This window comes from Nonomuraea sp. MTCD27 (genome assembly GCF_041950495.1).
Classification (GTDB): domain Bacteria; phylum Actinomycetota; class Actinomycetes; order Streptosporangiales; family Streptosporangiaceae; genus Nonomuraea.
Genome location: NZ_JBGNUW010000013.1, coordinates 16,502 through 31,817, shown reverse-complemented (window position 1 = coordinate 31,817; position 15,316 = coordinate 16,502). Strand labels below are relative to the sequence as shown.

Sequence of the window (15,316 nt, the reverse complement as noted above, 5' to 3'; positions counted from 1 at the left end):
GCAGCGCCGGATCGCCGTGGACCGGCCGTCCGTGCCGTCACCAGCGGTCGATCCGTACGGCCGTTTTCGGGAGGATCGCCGTAAGTTTCGTCAGCCCGCCGGTGGAGCCGTGCTCTCCCGGATGATCAGTTCGGTGCCCAGCTCCACGCGGTGCTGTGCCAGGAGCTCGCCCTGTGCCAGCTTGAGCAGCATGTCGGTGGCGGCGGCGGCCATCTCGGTGAGCGGCTGGTGGACCGTGGTCAGGGGCGGGTTCATCCACCGGACCGCGGGCAGGTCGTCGAAGCCCACGACGCTCACATCGCCGGGGATGCGCAGGCCGAGCCGATGGACGGCGCGGTAGACGCCGGTGGCCTGCCCGTCGTTGCAGGTGAAGATCGCCGTCGGCGGGTCGGGCAGCCGCAGCAGGCGTTCGGCCTGGGCCAGGCCGCCCTCGACGAGAAAGTCACCCTGGCCGATGAGCTCCGGATCGACGGGGAGGCCGGCCATGTCGAGGGCGGTCCGGTAGCCGTCGAGACGGGCCCGGCTGGCGAGGGCGTAGTCGGGCCCGGTAATGGCGGCGATGCGCCGGTGTCCGAGGCCGAGCAGGTGGCGCGTCGCCATGAGCCCGCCGTTCCAGTTGCTCGCGCTCACCGAGGGCACCTGGGGCGCGGGGTCGCCCCGCGGGTCGAGCAGGACGAGGGGGATGCCGCGGGTCGCGAGCTGCCGGCGCTGCGCCTTCGTCAGGCCGGAGAACACGGCGATCACGCCGATGGGACGGCGGCTCAGCACGCCTTCGATCCAGCCCTTGCCCGGGGTGTCGCGGTGCTGCAGCTCCGACAGCACCAGGGCGAGCTGGTGCTCGCGCGCCACCTGCTCGACCCCCTTGGCGATCTCGCTGGGATATTCGCCCTCCAAGGCGTGGAAGACCAGCTCCACCAGGGGCGCGGAGGTGGCGCGGCGCCGTTGCGGCCGGTAGCCGTGCTCGTGGATGAGCCGCTCGATGAGGGCACGGGTCTCGGGTCCCACCTCGGAGCGCCCGTTGACGACCTTCGACACGGTGGCCGTGGAGACCCCGGCCAGCTCGGCGAGCTGCGCGATGGTCATCGGCTGGGACAGGGTGGCGCCGTCGTCGGACGGGCCTTCGGCCGTGGTCATGGCGGCAGTTTAGCGAGCAGGTTTCGGCGAACTGTCCCGCTCATTTCGGCGATCTTACGGGAGGTTCTTGACGAGTTTCAGAATCCGCACGTAGGGTCCGGCGTTAACGATCGCTCTTGACTCCGAAACTTTCTGATCCGCGGGTGTCCAGTAATCAGCTCCTGATCAGCCGGCCACTCCCGGATGCCCGGCCTTCTTCCGGATCACCTCCGCCCTCCGCTCCTGAACCCAGGAAGAGATCATCTGTGAAGCTCCGTGAAGCCACACCGGTCGTGCTCGCCACGGCTCTCGTCCTGACCGCCGCCGCCTGCGGAGGCGGCGGCCCAGCCCAGCCGTCAGGCGACGGCCGATCATTCGAGTTCTGGTCGTTCACCGGCATCAACCAGAAGGAGTCCGTCGAGGACTACCAGAAGGCCAACCCGGGCGTGCAGGTGAAGCTCACGGAAGTGGGCACCTCGGTGGAGACCGCTCAGGCGCTCACCACGGCGCTGGCCGGTGGCAAGGTGCCCGACCTCGTGCTCATCCAGGGCGACGATCTGCCGAAGTTCGTCCAGCAGCCGCAGAACTTCCAGGACCTGCGGCAGTACGGCGCGGACAAGGTCAAGGGCGACTACCTCGACTGGGTGATCAGCCAGTCGGTGGCGAAGTCCGGCGAGATCATCGGCATCCCCACCGACGTCGGCGGCATGGCCGTGGCCTACCGGACCGACCTGTTCATGGAGGCCGGGCTGCCCACGGCCCGCGACGAGGTGAGCAAGCTCTGGCCGACCTGGGACGCCTTCATCGAGACCGGCCGGAAGTACACCGCCGCCACCGGCAAGGCGTTCATCGACAACGCCGCGACCAGCGTCTTCTTCCAGGCCGTCAACCAGGGACCGCAGAAGTACTACGACCCGTCCGGCAACGCCGTCTACGCCACCAGCCCTCAGGTCAAGACCGCGTTCGACCTGGCGATCAGGACCGCCCAGGCCGGGATCACCGCGAAGCAGAGCTCGTTCTCCGAGGGCTGGAGCGCGGGCATGGGCAAGGGCGACTTCGCCGTGATCTCCGCGCCGTCGTGGATGCTCGGCTCCATCCGCGACAACGCGCCCGACACCAAGGGCAAGTGGGACATCGCCACGATCCCGGGCGGCGCCGGCAACTGGGGCGGCAGCTACCTGGCCATCCCCAAGGGCGCGGCCAACCCGAAGGCCGCCTGGGACTACATCTCCAAGACCCAGTCGCCGCAGGGCCAGCTCGAGCACTTCACCGGCTCCGGCGCGCTGCCCACCACCCCGTCGGTCTACCAGGATCCGAAGCTCACCGGGCTCAAGGACCCGTTCTTCTCCGACGCGCCGACCGGGAAGATCTACACCGACTCGCTGCTCGGGCTCAAGCCGTTCCTCATCGGCCCGGACAGCTCCGCCATCGGCCAGGAGTTCCTGAACGCGATCACCAACGTCGAGCAGGGCAAGGGCGACCCGGCCAAGGCGTGGGACGCGGCGCTGGCCAACATCAAGACCGCGATCGGCACGTGACGTGGCCACGACGCTCAGCCCGCCTCGGGCGATGCCCGAGGCCGAGACGCGGGTGCGGCAGGGCCTGGCCGAGCGGCTGGCCCCGTACGCCTACATAGCCCCGTTCTTCCTGCTCTTCGCGGTCTTCGGGCTCGTCCCGCTGCTGTTCACCTTCTACGTCGCGCTGTTCGACTGGAACCCGATCGGCGAGCACGTCTTCATCGGCTTCGACAACTTCGCCCGCCTGTTCGGCGACACCCGGTTCTGGAACGCGGCCTGGAACACGATCAGCATCTGGCTGCTGTCGACCGTGCCGCAACTGCTGATCGCGCTGGGGCTGGCGCACCTGCTCAACCACGCCCGGCTGCGGCTGGCGGTGTTCTGGCGGATGTCGATGCTGGTGCCGTACATCACCTCGGTGGCGGCCACCGCGATCGTCTTCGCCCAGATGTTCGACCGCGACTACGGCCTGCTCAACTGGCTGCTGGGGCTCGTCGGCGTGGGGCCGATCGACTTCCTGCAGTCCGGGTGGGGGAGCCATGTGATGATCGCCGCGATGGCGACCTGGCGCTGGTTCGGCTACACCACGCTGCTCTACCTCGCCTCGCTGCAGGCCGTCCCCCGCACGATCTACGAGGCCGCGGCGGTGGACGGCGCGGGCGCGTGGAAGCAGTTCCGGCACATCTCCATCCCGTCGCTGCGCCCGGTCATCGTGTTCACCATCGTCACCTCCACCATCGGCGGCCTGCAGATCTTCACCGAGCCGCTGCTCGTCTCCCGCACCGCCCCGCTCACCTGCGGCCCCGTCCGGCAGTGCCAGACCCTCACGCTCTTCCTGTACGAGCAGGGCTTCGGCCGGTTCCAGTTCGGCTACGGCGCCGCCATCGGCGTGGCGCTGTTCGTGCTGATCATCGCCGTCGCGGCGCTCAACTACGTCCTGTCCACCCGTATCCGCCCGGAGCGATGATGAAGAAGGCCGACCGGGTCCGGTGGTGGACCTATCTGTTGCTCGCGGTGGCCACGCTGGCCTGCGTGTTCCCGCTGTACTGGATGTTCGTGGTGGCCACGACGGACACGGCGACCGCCACCCGGCTGCCGCCGGAGATCGTCCCCGGCGGGAACTTCTTCCACCTGGCCGGGCTCGTCTTCTCGACCGTGCCGTTCGTCCGCTCGATCCTCAACAGCCTCGTCGTGGCCGGCACGATCGGCGTCGGGCACGCCGTGCTGTGCTCGCTGGCCGGGTTCGCCTTCGCCAAGCTGCGGTTCCGCGGCCGCAACGCGCTCTTCCTCATCGTCGTGCTGACCATGACCGTGCCGACCCAGCTCGCCGTCATCCCGCAATACATGATCATCTCTTCGCTGGGGTGGGTCGACACCCTGCAGGCGCTCATCGTGCCGGGGCTGGCCAGCGCGTTCGGCATCTTCTGGATGCGCCAGCACCTGGCCACCACGATCAGCGACGAGATCCTGCAGGCCGCCCGCATCGACGGGGCCACCACCTGGCAGATCTTCTGGCGGATCGCGTTCCCGCTGGTGCGGCCGGCCGCGTTCGTGCTGGGGCTGCTCGGGTTCGTCACCGCCTGGAACGACTTCCTGTGGCCGTTCATCGTGTTGAAGTCGCCCGAGATGTACACCGCGCAGATCGCCATCAAGGCGCTGCAGAACAGCCTCTCGGTGGACCTCGGCCTGGCCATGTCGGGCTCGTTCCTGGCCACGCTGCCGCTGGTCGTGCTGTTCGTCTTCGTCGGCAGGCGCATGGTCGCCGGGATCATGGACGGCGCCTTCAAGGGCTGACCTTCCGTGCCGCTGCTTCGCTCCGACGTACCGGACGTGGGCGTGGAAGGCGTCCCGGCCGCCCGGGGCCGGGACGTCTGCCTTCGTGCTCGGCGACACACTGACCGCGCAGGGCCGGCCACTCGACACCGGTACGGGTGCCGCCGGGCCGCCCCGAGGCGATCGGCGCGGCAGGGCCCTGGGCACGGCGGATGCTCCCAGACGCCGTACCCAGGACCCGGTTCACATGGTGATCACCGCATCAGCGCTGCAGTGTCAGCACGCCTGGCCGGTAGGGCAGCAGGCCGTAGTCGCCGCCGGAGTTGGGGCTGCGGCCCTGGTAGAGGAGTTGGAGGTTGCAGGGGTCGATGGTCATGGTCTGGTCGGCGCTGGTGCGGATGAGTTCGCCGTGGCTGATGTCGTTGGTCCAGGTGGCGCCGCTGTTGGCCTTGCCGGCGAAGGGGTTGCTCTCGGTGGCGGCCTGGGGGGTCCAGGTGCCGTTGAGGCTGGTGGCGGTGAAGGAGCGGAAGTAGCGTCCTTGGGCGCCGATGGCTTCGACGATCATGAGGTAGCGGTTCTGGCCCTGGAGTTTGTAGACCTGGACGGCTTCGAAGAGGTTGTTCGTGGTGTCGCTCATGATCACTGTTGAGGTGGTGCCGAAGCTGCCCGGGAAGTTGCCGAGGGGCATGCTCGCCCGGTAGATCTTGCCGTTGTCGCCGGCGAAGAACAGGTACATGTTGGTGCTGTCGCCGATGAGGGTCTGGTCGATGGGGCCGGTGCTGGAGCCGGAGATGCTTCCGGAGAAGAGCACCTGCTGTGCTGACCAGCCGTTCGGGTTGGTGGGGTCGGTGGAGGTCCGGTAGGAGAAGGCGGTGCCGCCCCACTGGTAGGCGAGCACCCAGATGTTCTTGGGGGCGAAGTAGAGGAGGGTGGGTGCGACGGTCGAGGAGGACATGGTGTTCTGGCTGGCCGAGGCCATGTCGGACCAGTTGGTGAAGAGGCTGAAGTTCATCGAGCCCCATCTCGTGCCGGTGTCGTGGGTCGTGGCGTAGACGAGGTGCCGGCCGTTGTAGGGGGCGACGGTGAAGTCCTTGAGCGAGACCCAGCCCGACTTCGGGGTCGCCAGCGGGCCTGTCGAGGTCCAGCGGTATGACGACGGAAGATCGCACGTACCGGTCGGCGTGGGCGTGGGTGTCGGGCTCGGGTTGCCGCCGTCGACCTGGACGAGCTGCCATTGCTGGTTGGCGCCGCCCCAGTCGTCGTACTGGACGATGTTGGCGCCGTCGGCGGTGGCGGCGCCCTGCACTTCCAGGGCCTTGTTGCTGTGGCGCGAGATGAACCTCACGTGGCCGTCGGAGCTGTCGGCCAGGCGCCATTGCTGGTTGGTGCCGTTGCCGTCGGCCCATTGCACGATGGCTCCGCCGTTGGCGGTGGAGAAGTTGTAGACGTCGAGCACCTTGCCGGAGTGGCGGGACTTGATGCGGTAGTAGCCGCCGCCGGAGTCGACGAACTGCCACTGCTGCTGGTTCTGGTTGTTCCTGCTCCACTGGGTGATGCGGGCGCCGTCGTTGGTGGCGAGGTTGTAGACGTCCAGGGCCTTGCCGCTGTTGCGGTTGACCAGGACGTACCAGGCGTTGGTGTCGACGGTGGCCGCGCTGGCGGACTGCGTCTGAAGGGCGACGAACAGCCCCGCCAGTAAGGTGGCGACCGTCGCGAGGACGGCCAGGAATCTGTATTTCACGAGGTTCTCCGATTCATCCGACTCGGACGAGTTGCCACTGCTGGTTGGCGCCGTTCCAGTCGTCGTACTGGACGATGTTGGCGCCGTCGGCGGTGGCGGCGCCCTGGACCTCCAGGGCCTTGCTGCTGTGCCGGCTGATGAGGCGGACGTAGCCGCTGCTGTCGGCGACACGCCACTGCTGGTTGGTGCCGTTGCCGTCGGCCCACTGGACGATCGCGGCGCCGTTGGCGGTGGAGAAGTTGTAGACGTCCAGGACCTTGCCGGACAGGCGCGACTTCAGCCGGTACCAGCCGCTCTCCGAGCTGACGAACTGCCATTGCTGCTGGTTGCCGTTGTTGCGGGTCCACTGGGTGATGCGGGCGCCGTCGTTGGTGGCGAGGTTGTAGACGTCGAGGGCCTTGCCGCTGTTGCGGTTGACCAGGACGTACCAGGCGTTCGTGTCGATCGGTCCCGGGTCGGGCGAGCCGCCGTTGAGGGCGTCGAGGGTGGCGGTGTAGGCGGCCTTCTTGTTGCCCGAGGAGTCGAACAGCAGCGGGTTCTCCCCGGTCCGCCAGGAGTCGCTGTCCCGGATGCCCCAGACCGTGATGCCGGTGCAGCGGGAGACCGCCAGGCAGGCGCGGGTCACCGAGGCGTAGATGCCGGCCTGGCTGGCGCCCTGGGCGACGTCGAGTTCGGTGATCTGGACGTCGACGCCGAGGTCGGCGAAGCGCTGCAGGTTGGCCTGGTAGTCGCCGGAGAGCGAGGTGCCCAGGTGGGACTGGAAACCGACGCAGTCGATCGGGACGCCCCGCGCCTTGAAGTCGCGGACCATGTTGTAGATGCCGGTGCTCTTGGCGTTGATCCCGTCGGTGTTGTAGTCGTTGTAGCAGAGCTTGGCACCCGGGTCGGCGGCGCGGGCGGCCCGGAAGGCGGCCTCGATCCAGTCGTTGCCGGTGCGCTGGAGGATCGAGTCGCGGCGCCCGCCGCTGCCGCCGTCGGCGAAGGCCTCGTTGACGACGTCCCAGGAATGGATCTTGCCCCGGTAGTAGGTGGCGACCTGCGTGACGTGGTTCATCATGGCCGTGCGCAGGGTCGAGCCGGACAGGGCCTGCGCCCAGCCGGGCATCTGCGCGTGCCAGAGCAGGGCGTGCCCGCGGATCTTCATGCCGCGCCCGATCGCGTGGTTCACGATCCGGTCGCCGCGCGTGTAGTCGAAGGAGTTCCGGGACGGCTCAGTGGCGTCCCACTTCATCTCGTTCTCGGCGGTGACCGAGTTGAACTCCCGGTTCAGGATGTTGACGTACGTCGAGTCACCCAGCCTGCCGGCGGCCACGGCGGCGCCGAAGTAGCGGCCGCCGCGCTCGGCCGCGGAGGCGCCCAGCGTCGAGGCGGCGTCGGCCGGCCCGGTGAGCGCCACCGACAGGCCGATGGCGACCAGCCCGGTGGTGAGGAGGGACAGCAGTCGTTTCATGGATGGGTCGTGCCTTTCTGCGTCGATGTGTCGGGCCGGGGGGTGGTCACACTCCGCGGCCGAAACTCGCGCGCGGTCGGTGCGCGGTTGCCGGGGACGAGGGGGACATCCAGGGCTCCTTGCCTAGACCGAAGATGGCGACCACCAACGTTGTTAGCGCTAACATTCGATCTTGCACAGCTGCTTGACTCATTCGGTGAGTACGTTGTCGCGGAGTACATCCGACGGTCCGGCCGGACGTCAACGAAGGGCAACCGTTACCGGCCTGGGCGTTGTCACCGGCACGCGGCCCGGCCTGGAGTTTCGCCCGGGAGGAGACCGGGCCGCACTGTCCGCGCAGCTGAAAGTTTCACCGAGGTCACCAGGCTGAAGTCGGATAACTTGCGGCGTCTCAGGAGTTAACTTGCTGCCGCCGGTTGCCCCTCGTCACCCTGCTCCACCCCCGCCCACGGTCAGAGGTTTGCGTGACAGCAACTCTCGTGAAACCATGGTTACAGTAACGACGGTTGCACGATGGAGGCTTGAGTGACGGGGACGGCGGGGCAGTGGGTGCTGCTGGCGTACCGGATTCCGCGCCAGCCGTCGACGCTGCGGATCACGATCTGGCGCAAGCTGGACCGGCTCGGTGTGGCGCGGCTGGGGGACGGGCTGGTGGCGTTGCCCGCCGACGCCCGTACCCGTGAGCAGTTGGAGTGGATCGCCGAGGAGATCGGCGAGATGGAGGGCACCGCCACGGTGTGGCTGGCCGTCGCCGGCAGCGTGGCGCAGGAGAAGGCCATCGCCGCCGAGATGCGCGAGGCGCGGGCGGCCGAGTACCGCGCGGTGGCCGAGCAGGCCGAGGCCGCGGCGCGGGCCAGGCCGGGGGAGCGGAGCCGTACGGTCAAGCGGCTGCAGGCCGAGCTGCGCAGGATCGGGCGGCGCGACCATTTCCCGCCCGCCGAGAAGGAGACCGCGCAGCGGGCGGTGCGCGCCCTGGCGGAGGCGGTCGTCGTGGAGGGCGGCCGATGAGGTGGGCCACGCGGGCGGGAGTGCACATCGACCGGGCCGCGTGCGCCTGGCTGATCCGGCGGCACCTCGATCCGGAGCCGGAGTTCGTGTTCGTCGACGATCCGGCGCTGGTGCCGGCCGATGCGACGCCGTTCGACATGCGCGGGGCGGAGTTGTCGCATCACGGGGGCGACTGCAGTTTCGAGACGATCCTGCGCCGCTACGAGTTGGACGATCCGGTGTTGTGGAAGCTGGCCGAGATCGTGCACGAGGCCGACATCGACGATGAGCGGTTCGACGCGCCGGAGGCGCGCGGCGTGGACGTGATCCTGCGCGGGCTGTCGATGATCTGCGACGACGACCGGGTGCTGGAGATCACCGGGCCGATCTTCGACGGCCTGTACGAGTTCCACCGCCGCGCCCTGCTGCTGGGCCGGGAACCGGCATGAGCCCGGCCGGCCGCGTGGTCGCCCCGGCGCTCCCGTCCGTCATCGCCGGCGCCGCCAAGACCGCCTGTGACCTGACCGACCCTGCGGCGGATCCTCCGAGCCGTCCGCCTGCCCGCCCGCTGAAAGGCCGCCATGACCATTGACGCGACCCGCGACGTGATCCCGTTCAGGCAGGCCGTGCGGGCCTGGTTCCTGATCTCGCTGCAGACGTTCGGCGGCCCCGCCGGGCAGATCGCCGTCATGCAGCGCACCTTGGTGGAGGAGAAGCGCTGGATCGGCCAGCAGCGTTTCAACCACGCGCTCAACTACTGCATGCTGCTGCCGGGGCCGGAGGCCCAGCAACTGGCCATCTACGTCGGCTGGCTGCTGAACGGCACCCGGGGCGGGCTGGTGGCCGGGACCCTGTTCGTGCTGCCGGGCATGCTGGCGCTGCTGATCCTGTCGGCCGTCTACATCCTGTGGCAGGACACCACGGCGGTGACGGCGCTGTTCGCCGGGATCGCCCCGGCCGTGCTGGCCATCGTCGCCCAGGCCGTCATCCGGGTGGCGAAGCGCTCGCTCACCCACCCCTTCTTCGTCGCCCTCGCCGTGGCCGCCTTCGCCGCGCTGGCGCTGTTCGGCGTGCCGTTCCCCGTGGTGGTCGCCGCCGCGGCCCTCGTCGGATGGTCCGTCCACCGCCTGGCCCCGCACGTCTTCAAGGCCGGCAACGGGCACGGCGGCGACGGCGGCCCGGCGCCGCTGATCCCGGACGACGCCCTGCACCACGCCCAGCCGAGCCGGCGGTCGGCAGGCAAGATCCTGGCCGTGGGGCTGGTCGCCTGGTGGCTGCCGGTGGCCGCGGTGGCGCTCTTCCTCGGTACGGACAGCGTCTTCACCACCCAAGGATTGTTCTTCTCCGGCACGGCGCTGGTCACCTTCGGCGGCGCGTACGCCGTGCTGGCCTTCGTCGCCCAGCGGGCCGTGGAGGTCTACGGCTGGCTGAGCCCGGGGGAGATGGTGCGCGGGCTGGCCCTGGCCGAGACCACGCCGGGGCCGCTCATCATGGTGGTGCAGTTCGTCGCCTTCCTGGGTGCCTATCGCGACCCCGGGGTCCTGACGCCGTGGGGCGGCGCGCTGCTGGGGGCGCTGCTGACGACCTGGGTGACGTTCGTGCCGTGTTTCCTGTTCATCTTCCTCGGTGCCCCCTACGTGGAGCGGCTGCGGCACAACGCCGCCATCAGCGCGGCGCTGACCGGCATCACCGCCTCCGTGGTGGGCGTCATCGCCAACCTGGCGTTCTACTTCGCCGAGCACACCCTGTTCGGCACGGTCTTCACGTGGGCGTGGGGGCCGTTCAGCATCCGGCTCCCCGACCTCGGCACGGTGAGCCCCGTGGCTCTGGCCATCACCGTGGCCGCGCTCGTGATGACGTTCGTCCTGAAGTGGCCGATGCTGCGCACCCTCGGCATCTGCGCGGTGCTCGGCCTGGCCACGATGCTCATCGGGGGCGTGGGAACGGGCTGAGTGCGCGCCACCGTCACGGCGTGGCGGCCGGACGAAGGAAGATCGCGTTCAGAACGGTGTGCTCGTGGACGAGATGCGGCGCGTACGTCCCCGGAGCCGGTGCCTGCGAGGGGCGCCGAGCCGCCGGACGGCCAGCGCGCACGCCGCCCCCGTGGCGGCGAGCACGCTCCACACCCAGACCGGCCCGACGTCGAGCAGCCGCCCGACCGCCAGGTTGCCCCCGGCGACGCCGAGACCGGCGACCGTGTTGTAGAAGCCGTAGTGGGTGGCCACCCGGTGCCCGCCCGACAGCTTGACGATCGTGTCCATCTCGAAGGGACAGGTCAGCACGGTGCCGAGCGTGAGCAGCACCGTGCAGGCCAGCCCCGCGGCCACGGGCACCGGCGCGCCGGCGACCCCGTACGGGATGAGCGGCACGAAGGCGAGCCCCATCAGCGCGAGGCCGCGCGCGATGGCCTGGGAGGCGGTCCAGCGCTTGCGCGCCCAGTCGGTGATGTGGACCTGGCCCAGCAGGGCGACCAGCGCCGACACGACGAACAGCGCGCTGACGGCTCCGTGGTCGCCGATCGCCAGCGGCAGGGCCAGGTAGATCTGGAACGACAGCACGTACGAGCCGGCCATGGCCAGCGCGAACATCCGGAACGGCCGGTTGGCCGCGACGCCCTTCCAGTCCGCCAGCACACCGCCGCGCTGCGGCTCCTCGTTCCGGCACGGCGGCAGGGCCGACAGCTGCAGCACGGTGAGCACCGCGAAGATCGCCGCCGCCACCACGCACACCAGCCGGAAGTCGGCCGCGAGCAGGGCCACGCCGATCGGCGGCCCCAGCAGGATGCCCGCCTGGCAGAACACGTTGAACAGGGCGAACGCCTCCACCCTGCGCTCACCGGCGCCGTGCGCCACGTACGCGCGCACCGCCGGGTTGAACAGTGCCCCGGCGATCCCGGTCATCACCGAGGCGACCAGCAGGACGGGCAGCGTGGCCGCGAACCCGAGCAGGGCGAAGCCCGCCGTGCGCAGCACGCAGCCCGCGATGATGACGGGCCGGTAGCCGAGGCGGTCGGCGAGCGTCCCGCCCAGCAGGAACAGGCCCTGCTGGCTGAGATTGCGCATGCCGAGCACCAGCCCCACGGACCAGGCGGCCATCCCCAACCCGTCGGCCAGGTGCCCGGCGAGATACGGCATCAGCATGTAGAAGCCGACGTTGATGGCGAACTGGTTGACCATGAGCAGCCGGACGCTGCCGTCGAAGGAGCGGAAGCGGCGCCACATCAGCGCGTCACCATGCGGGTCCACCGGGTGACCTCGGCCTCGCCGGGATGTTTGATCTCGTCGGGTGCGGCGGCGGGCGGCCGGTCGAGCAGGTCGTGCGCGGCGCAGTAGGCGTCGTCGAAGACGGTCGTGTAGTAGCGGGCGGGGCCGTCCGGGAAGATCGCGGCGATGCGGGTTCCGGGTGGCCGGGTCCTGGCGTGCCAGGAGGCCACGACGGTGACCGCGCCGACGCTCCATCCGCCGGTGGCGTAGTGGGTCTGGGCGAGAGTGCGGCTGGCCCAGACCGCTTCGTGCGGTGCCACCCAGTGCACCTCGTCGAAGGCGTCGTGGGCGACGTTACGCGGATGGATGCTGCTGCCCAGCCCGCGCATCAGGCGTGGCCGCGCGGGCTGGCCGAAGATCGTGGAGCCGATGGAATCCACCCCCACCAGGTGTAGTGCCGGGTTGTGCAGGCGCAGCCGCCGTGCGACCCCGGCCGAATGGCCGCCGGTGCCGACGCTGCAGACCAGCACGTCGATCCGGCCGAGTCGTGCGACGAGCTCGTCGGCCAGGCTCGTGTACGCCTCGACGTTGTCCGGGTTGTTGTACTGATCCGGGCAGTAGGCGCCCGGCTCGCTCGCCAGGAGACGGGCGACCCGGTCCAGGCGGGCCTGCTGCCAGCCGCCGACGGGATGAGGCCGGGCGACGATCTCCACGCGGACGCCGTACGAGACGAGCAGCGTGTGGATGATCGTTTCCATGCCGGGGTCGGTCACCACGGTGATCGGATGGCCGCAGGCGATGCCGGCCAGCGCGAGCCCGAGGCCGAAGGTGCCCGACGTGGACTCGACGATCGTCGCGCCGGGAGCCAGCTCGCCGCGGGCCCTGGCCTGTTCCACGATGTACAGGGCGGACCGGTCCTTCAGCCCGCCCGGGTTGGCTCCTTCGAGCTTGGCCCAGAAGCCCTGGCCGCGCGGGGCGAAAGGCTCCCCGATCCAGCAGACAGGCGTGTGTCCCACCAGATGCGTCATGGTGAGTTCAGTGGTGTATGAAGACATGTCGAACGCTCGTTTCGGCGCATGCTGCGCCAGGTCGCTGCTTGCAGAGGACGGTGACGTGCACGTCCTCGTCAGCAGCGGCACACCTCGAGCGTGCGGGTGAGCGCGGCTCGTCCGCGGTGGCCGCCGGGCGGTGCGCGGCCCATCGGCAGCGGCACCGCGTCTCGCTCCGCGTCCGCGGGCAGGACGGCCACGGCCGTCCCGTTGCTCTGACCGGGCGGATCCGCGTTCGTGGCGGTCGCCACGAACGGATGGGAATGGGCCTGCTCGCCGTGGTCGTCGTGGTCGTGGTCGTGGTCGTGGCCTGGGTGGCTCGCCGCCATGAGCGCGTCGGCGGTCACGTGATCGGCGACCTGCACGGCGTGGGACCACATGTGCGCGAGAGTGAGCAACCCGAGCACGGCGGCGAACCACGCGTGCCTGCGTGGTCCCCGTGCCAGGATTCTCAACAATGCGTACATAACTAGCTACTCAGCGTAGTTGTCCGGTTCGGCGGCGATGCACGCGGCCCCCTTGTGGCCGCCCCGCTCGGAGGCTCAGCGGGCTTCGTCCGGCCGACGCGGGCGGTTGATGCCGGTCTCGTACGCGAAGATCACGGCCTGTACGCGGTCGCGGAGGCCGAGCTTCATCAGGATCCGCTTCACATGGCTCCGGATCGTCGACTCCTCGACCACCAGCGAGGCGGCGATCTCCCGGTTGGACAGGCCCCTGGCGACCAGTTCGAGCGTCTCGCGCTCCCGCGCGGTCAGCGTGCCGAGCCGGGACTGGTCGGCGAGGTCGGGCATGGGCTGCTGAGCCAGGCGGTCGATCACGCGCCGGGTGACCGAGGGAGACAGGAGCGAATCTCCCGAGGCGACGGTGTGCACCGCGGCGATCAGCTCCTCCGGGCGGGCGCGCTTGAGCAGGAACCCCGAGGCGCCGGCCCGCAGGGAGCCGAAGATGTAGTCGTCCTGCTCGAACGTCGTGAGGATGAGGACCTTCACCTCCGGCGCCGTCCGCGAGAGCAGCCGGGTGGCGGCGATGCCGTCCAGGTCCGGCATCCGGACGTCCATGAGGACGACGTCGGGTGCGAGCCGGCCGGCCCTCTCGACGGCCTCACGGCCCGTGGCGGCCTGCCCGGCGATCTCGATGCCGGGGTCGGCGGTGAGCAGCTCGATCAGCCCGGCCCGCATCAGGTGGTCGTCGTCGGCGATGAGCACGCGGGTCATGGCTGCTGTCCTCCGTAGGGGAGCTGGGCGCGGAGACGGTAGGCGTCCGCCGTTCTCGTGGCGTCGAGGCTGCCGCCGGCCAGGGTGGCCCGCTCGCGCATGCCGATCAGACCGTGGCCGTTCGTCCGGCGTGGGGTGCCGCGCACCGGGTTCGTGACGGTGAGCGTGAGCTCCGGGCCGGTGAAGTCGAGCTCGATCCGGGCGTTGCCGATGCCGTGGCGGGCCGCGTTGGCCAGCGCCTGCTGGAGGATGCGGTAGGCGGCCTGGTCGGCGGCGGCGGCGAGGGGCCGGGCCGCGCCGGTGACGTCGAGCTCCACCCGCAGTCCGGCCGCGGTGTGGTGGGCGACCAGGGTGTCGAGCGAGGCCAGCCCGAGCGGTGTGGCCGGTTCCGGGTCGCCGTCTCTCAAGGAGCCGACGAGCTGGTCGATCTCCGCCGCCGTGTGCCTGGCCAGCTCCTCGATCGCCGCCAGCGCCGCCGGGGAGCCGTCCTGGCGCAGCCGGGCCGCGCCCGCCCGGACGGCGATCAGGCTGATCGCGTGGCCGGCCGAATCGTGCAGGTCACGGGCGATCCGGGCACGCTCCTCGGCGACGGCGAGCCGCCGCTCCCGCTCGGCCTCGCGCACCGCTCGCCGGCGTTCGGCCGCCGCCTCGCGCTCGGCGTCCACGGCGCGCTGCCTCAGCTCGGCCACCTGCTGGCGCCGTAGCCGGGTCCGCTCCCCGGCGAACCACGCCGCCGCCCAGGGCAGGGCGGTGTGCACGAGTTCGACCACCGGAAAGGCGGGTGCCGTGGCGGCCGCCGCGCCCACGTACGCGAGGGACAGCCCGGCGACCACGGCGGCACTGCGTACCGTCCACGCCGCGTTGGCGGCCAGCAGGTAGAGGGCGGCGAGGGGCCCCGGCAGCAGCCCGGTCGGATAACCCATCCCCGCCAGGACCACGCTGACCCCCGCCGCCACCGTGAAGACGGTCAGCGGGAAGCGCCGCCGAACCACGAACGGCACGGCGGCGCAGGCCACGAGCACGCCGCCGAGCAGGTCGAGCCCGCGGGCACCCGCACGGACCGCCACGGGACCGTCGTGTGCGAGCAGCAGCAGCGAGACGACGAGCACGGCTGAGGCCAGAGCGGCGTCGAGGAGCGCCCGCGAGCGGGCTGTGGTCGGCGATGACATGGCAGGGCAAGGGTACGCCGCACGTTCTCGGCGGGCGTCCTCCCGGGGAGGGATCCCTCTCCACGAAACGGGGACGCGGAAGACCCGCTCACGGGGTGTT

The 15,316-nt window shown here is 70.3% G+C and carries 14 protein-coding genes; 6 read left to right on the top strand and 8 right to left on the bottom strand.

Translation table 11 applies throughout. From position 1 onward, the window contains the following. Positions 1–90 precede the first annotated feature (90 nt). Positions 91–1,134: a LacI family DNA-binding transcriptional regulator gene (locus ACBJ59_RS33565; RefSeq protein ID WP_375114205.1), complete on the bottom strand. Its 1,044-nt coding sequence runs from the start codon at positions 1,132–1,134 to the stop codon at positions 91–93. Positions 1,135–1,379: 245 nt separating this feature from the next. On the opposite strand from ACBJ59_RS33565, the gene ACBJ59_RS33560 reads away from it, so the two are divergent. Genes ACBJ59_RS33560 through ACBJ59_RS33550 form a run of 3 tightly spaced genes read left to right on the top strand, consistent with a single transcriptional unit; the run spans position 1,380 to position 4,424 of the window. Further along, complete coding sequence (locus tag ACBJ59_RS33560; RefSeq protein ID WP_375114204.1) at positions 1,380–2,651, top strand: extracellular solute-binding protein; 1,272 nt, start codon at positions 1,380–1,382, stop codon at positions 2,649–2,651. Position 2,652: 1 nt separating this feature from the next. Continuing rightward, positions 2,653–3,597: a carbohydrate ABC transporter permease gene (locus ACBJ59_RS33555; RefSeq protein WP_375114203.1), complete on the top strand. Its 945-nt coding sequence runs from the start codon at positions 2,653–2,655 to the stop codon at positions 3,595–3,597. After that, the gene (locus ACBJ59_RS33550) at positions 3,594–4,424 is read left to right on the top strand and encodes a carbohydrate ABC transporter permease (protein WP_375114202.1); all 831 of its coding nucleotides are present in this window, start codon (positions 3,594–3,596) and stop codon (positions 4,422–4,424) included. Before ACBJ59_RS33555 ends, ACBJ59_RS33550 begins: the two co-directional genes overlap by 4 nt. Positions 4,425–4,665: 241 nt before the next feature. On the opposite strand, the gene ACBJ59_RS33545 is transcribed toward ACBJ59_RS33550, so the two are convergent. Both ACBJ59_RS33545 and ACBJ59_RS33540 read right to left on the bottom strand, forming a co-directional pair. Next, positions 4,666–6,099, bottom strand: a complete 1,434-nt coding sequence (locus ACBJ59_RS33545) for a non-reducing end alpha-L-arabinofuranosidase family hydrolase (protein ID WP_375114493.1) — start codon at positions 6,097–6,099, stop codon at positions 4,666–4,668. Positions 6,100–6,157: 58 nt separating this feature from the next. Then, on the bottom strand, positions 6,158–7,594 hold the full coding sequence (locus ACBJ59_RS33540; RefSeq protein ID WP_375114201.1) for an endo-1,4-beta-xylanase: 1,437 nt from the start codon (positions 7,592–7,594) through the stop codon (positions 6,158–6,160). Positions 7,595–8,119: 525 nt separating this feature from the next. Here ACBJ59_RS33540 and ACBJ59_RS33535 point away from each other — a divergent pair. The 3 genes from ACBJ59_RS33535 to chrA all read left to right on the top strand — a co-directional run bounded on the left by ACBJ59_RS33535 (position 8,120) and on the right by chrA (position 10,533). Beyond that, on the top strand, positions 8,120–8,602 hold the full coding sequence (locus ACBJ59_RS33535; RefSeq protein ID WP_375114200.1) for a Chromate resistance protein ChrB: 483 nt from the start codon (positions 8,120–8,122) through the stop codon (positions 8,600–8,602). Continuing rightward, entirely contained in the window at positions 8,599–9,030 is a 432-nt protein-coding gene (locus tag ACBJ59_RS33530; protein ID WP_375114199.1) for a chromate resistance protein ChrB domain-containing protein, read from the top strand. Before ACBJ59_RS33535 ends, ACBJ59_RS33530 begins: the two co-directional genes overlap by 4 nt. 132 nt (positions 9,031–9,162) lie before the next feature. Then, positions 9,163–10,533 (top strand): chromate efflux transporter, encoded by a 1,371-nt coding sequence (gene chrA, locus ACBJ59_RS33525; protein WP_375114198.1) that lies wholly within the window; start codon positions 9,163–9,165, stop codon positions 10,531–10,533. 48 nt (positions 10,534–10,581) lie between these two features. Here chrA and ACBJ59_RS33520 read toward each other — a convergent pair whose 3' ends face one another. The 5 genes from ACBJ59_RS33520 to ACBJ59_RS33500 all read right to left on the bottom strand — a co-directional run bounded on the left by ACBJ59_RS33520 (position 10,582) and on the right by ACBJ59_RS33500 (position 15,216). Continuing rightward, positions 10,582–11,826 carry an MFS transporter gene (locus ACBJ59_RS33520; RefSeq protein ID WP_375114197.1) on the bottom strand — a complete coding sequence of 415 codons (1,245 nt, stop codon included), beginning with the start codon at positions 11,824–11,826 and terminating at the stop codon, positions 10,582–10,584. Beyond that, on the bottom strand, positions 11,802–12,839 hold the full coding sequence (locus ACBJ59_RS33515) for a PLP-dependent cysteine synthase family protein (RefSeq protein ID WP_375114196.1): 1,038 nt from the start codon (positions 12,837–12,839) through the stop codon (positions 11,802–11,804). The genes ACBJ59_RS33520 and ACBJ59_RS33515 overlap by 25 nt, the downstream gene beginning before the upstream one ends. A 71-nt stretch (positions 12,840–12,910) precedes the next feature. After that, the gene (locus tag ACBJ59_RS33510) at positions 12,911–13,288 is read right to left on the bottom strand and encodes a hypothetical protein (RefSeq protein ID WP_375114195.1); all 378 of its coding nucleotides are present in this window, start codon (positions 13,286–13,288) and stop codon (positions 12,911–12,913) included. Positions 13,289–13,375: 87 nt separating this feature from the next. Then, the gene (locus ACBJ59_RS33505) at positions 13,376–14,047 is read right to left on the bottom strand and encodes a response regulator (protein WP_375114194.1); all 672 of its coding nucleotides are present in this window, start codon (positions 14,045–14,047) and stop codon (positions 13,376–13,378) included. Continuing rightward, a complete protein-coding gene (locus ACBJ59_RS33500; RefSeq protein ID WP_375114193.1) occupies positions 14,044–15,216 on the bottom strand; it encodes a sensor histidine kinase in 1,173 nt (390 codons plus the stop codon). Before ACBJ59_RS33500 ends, ACBJ59_RS33505 begins: the two co-directional genes overlap by 4 nt. Positions 15,217–15,316: the final 100 nt, after the last annotated feature.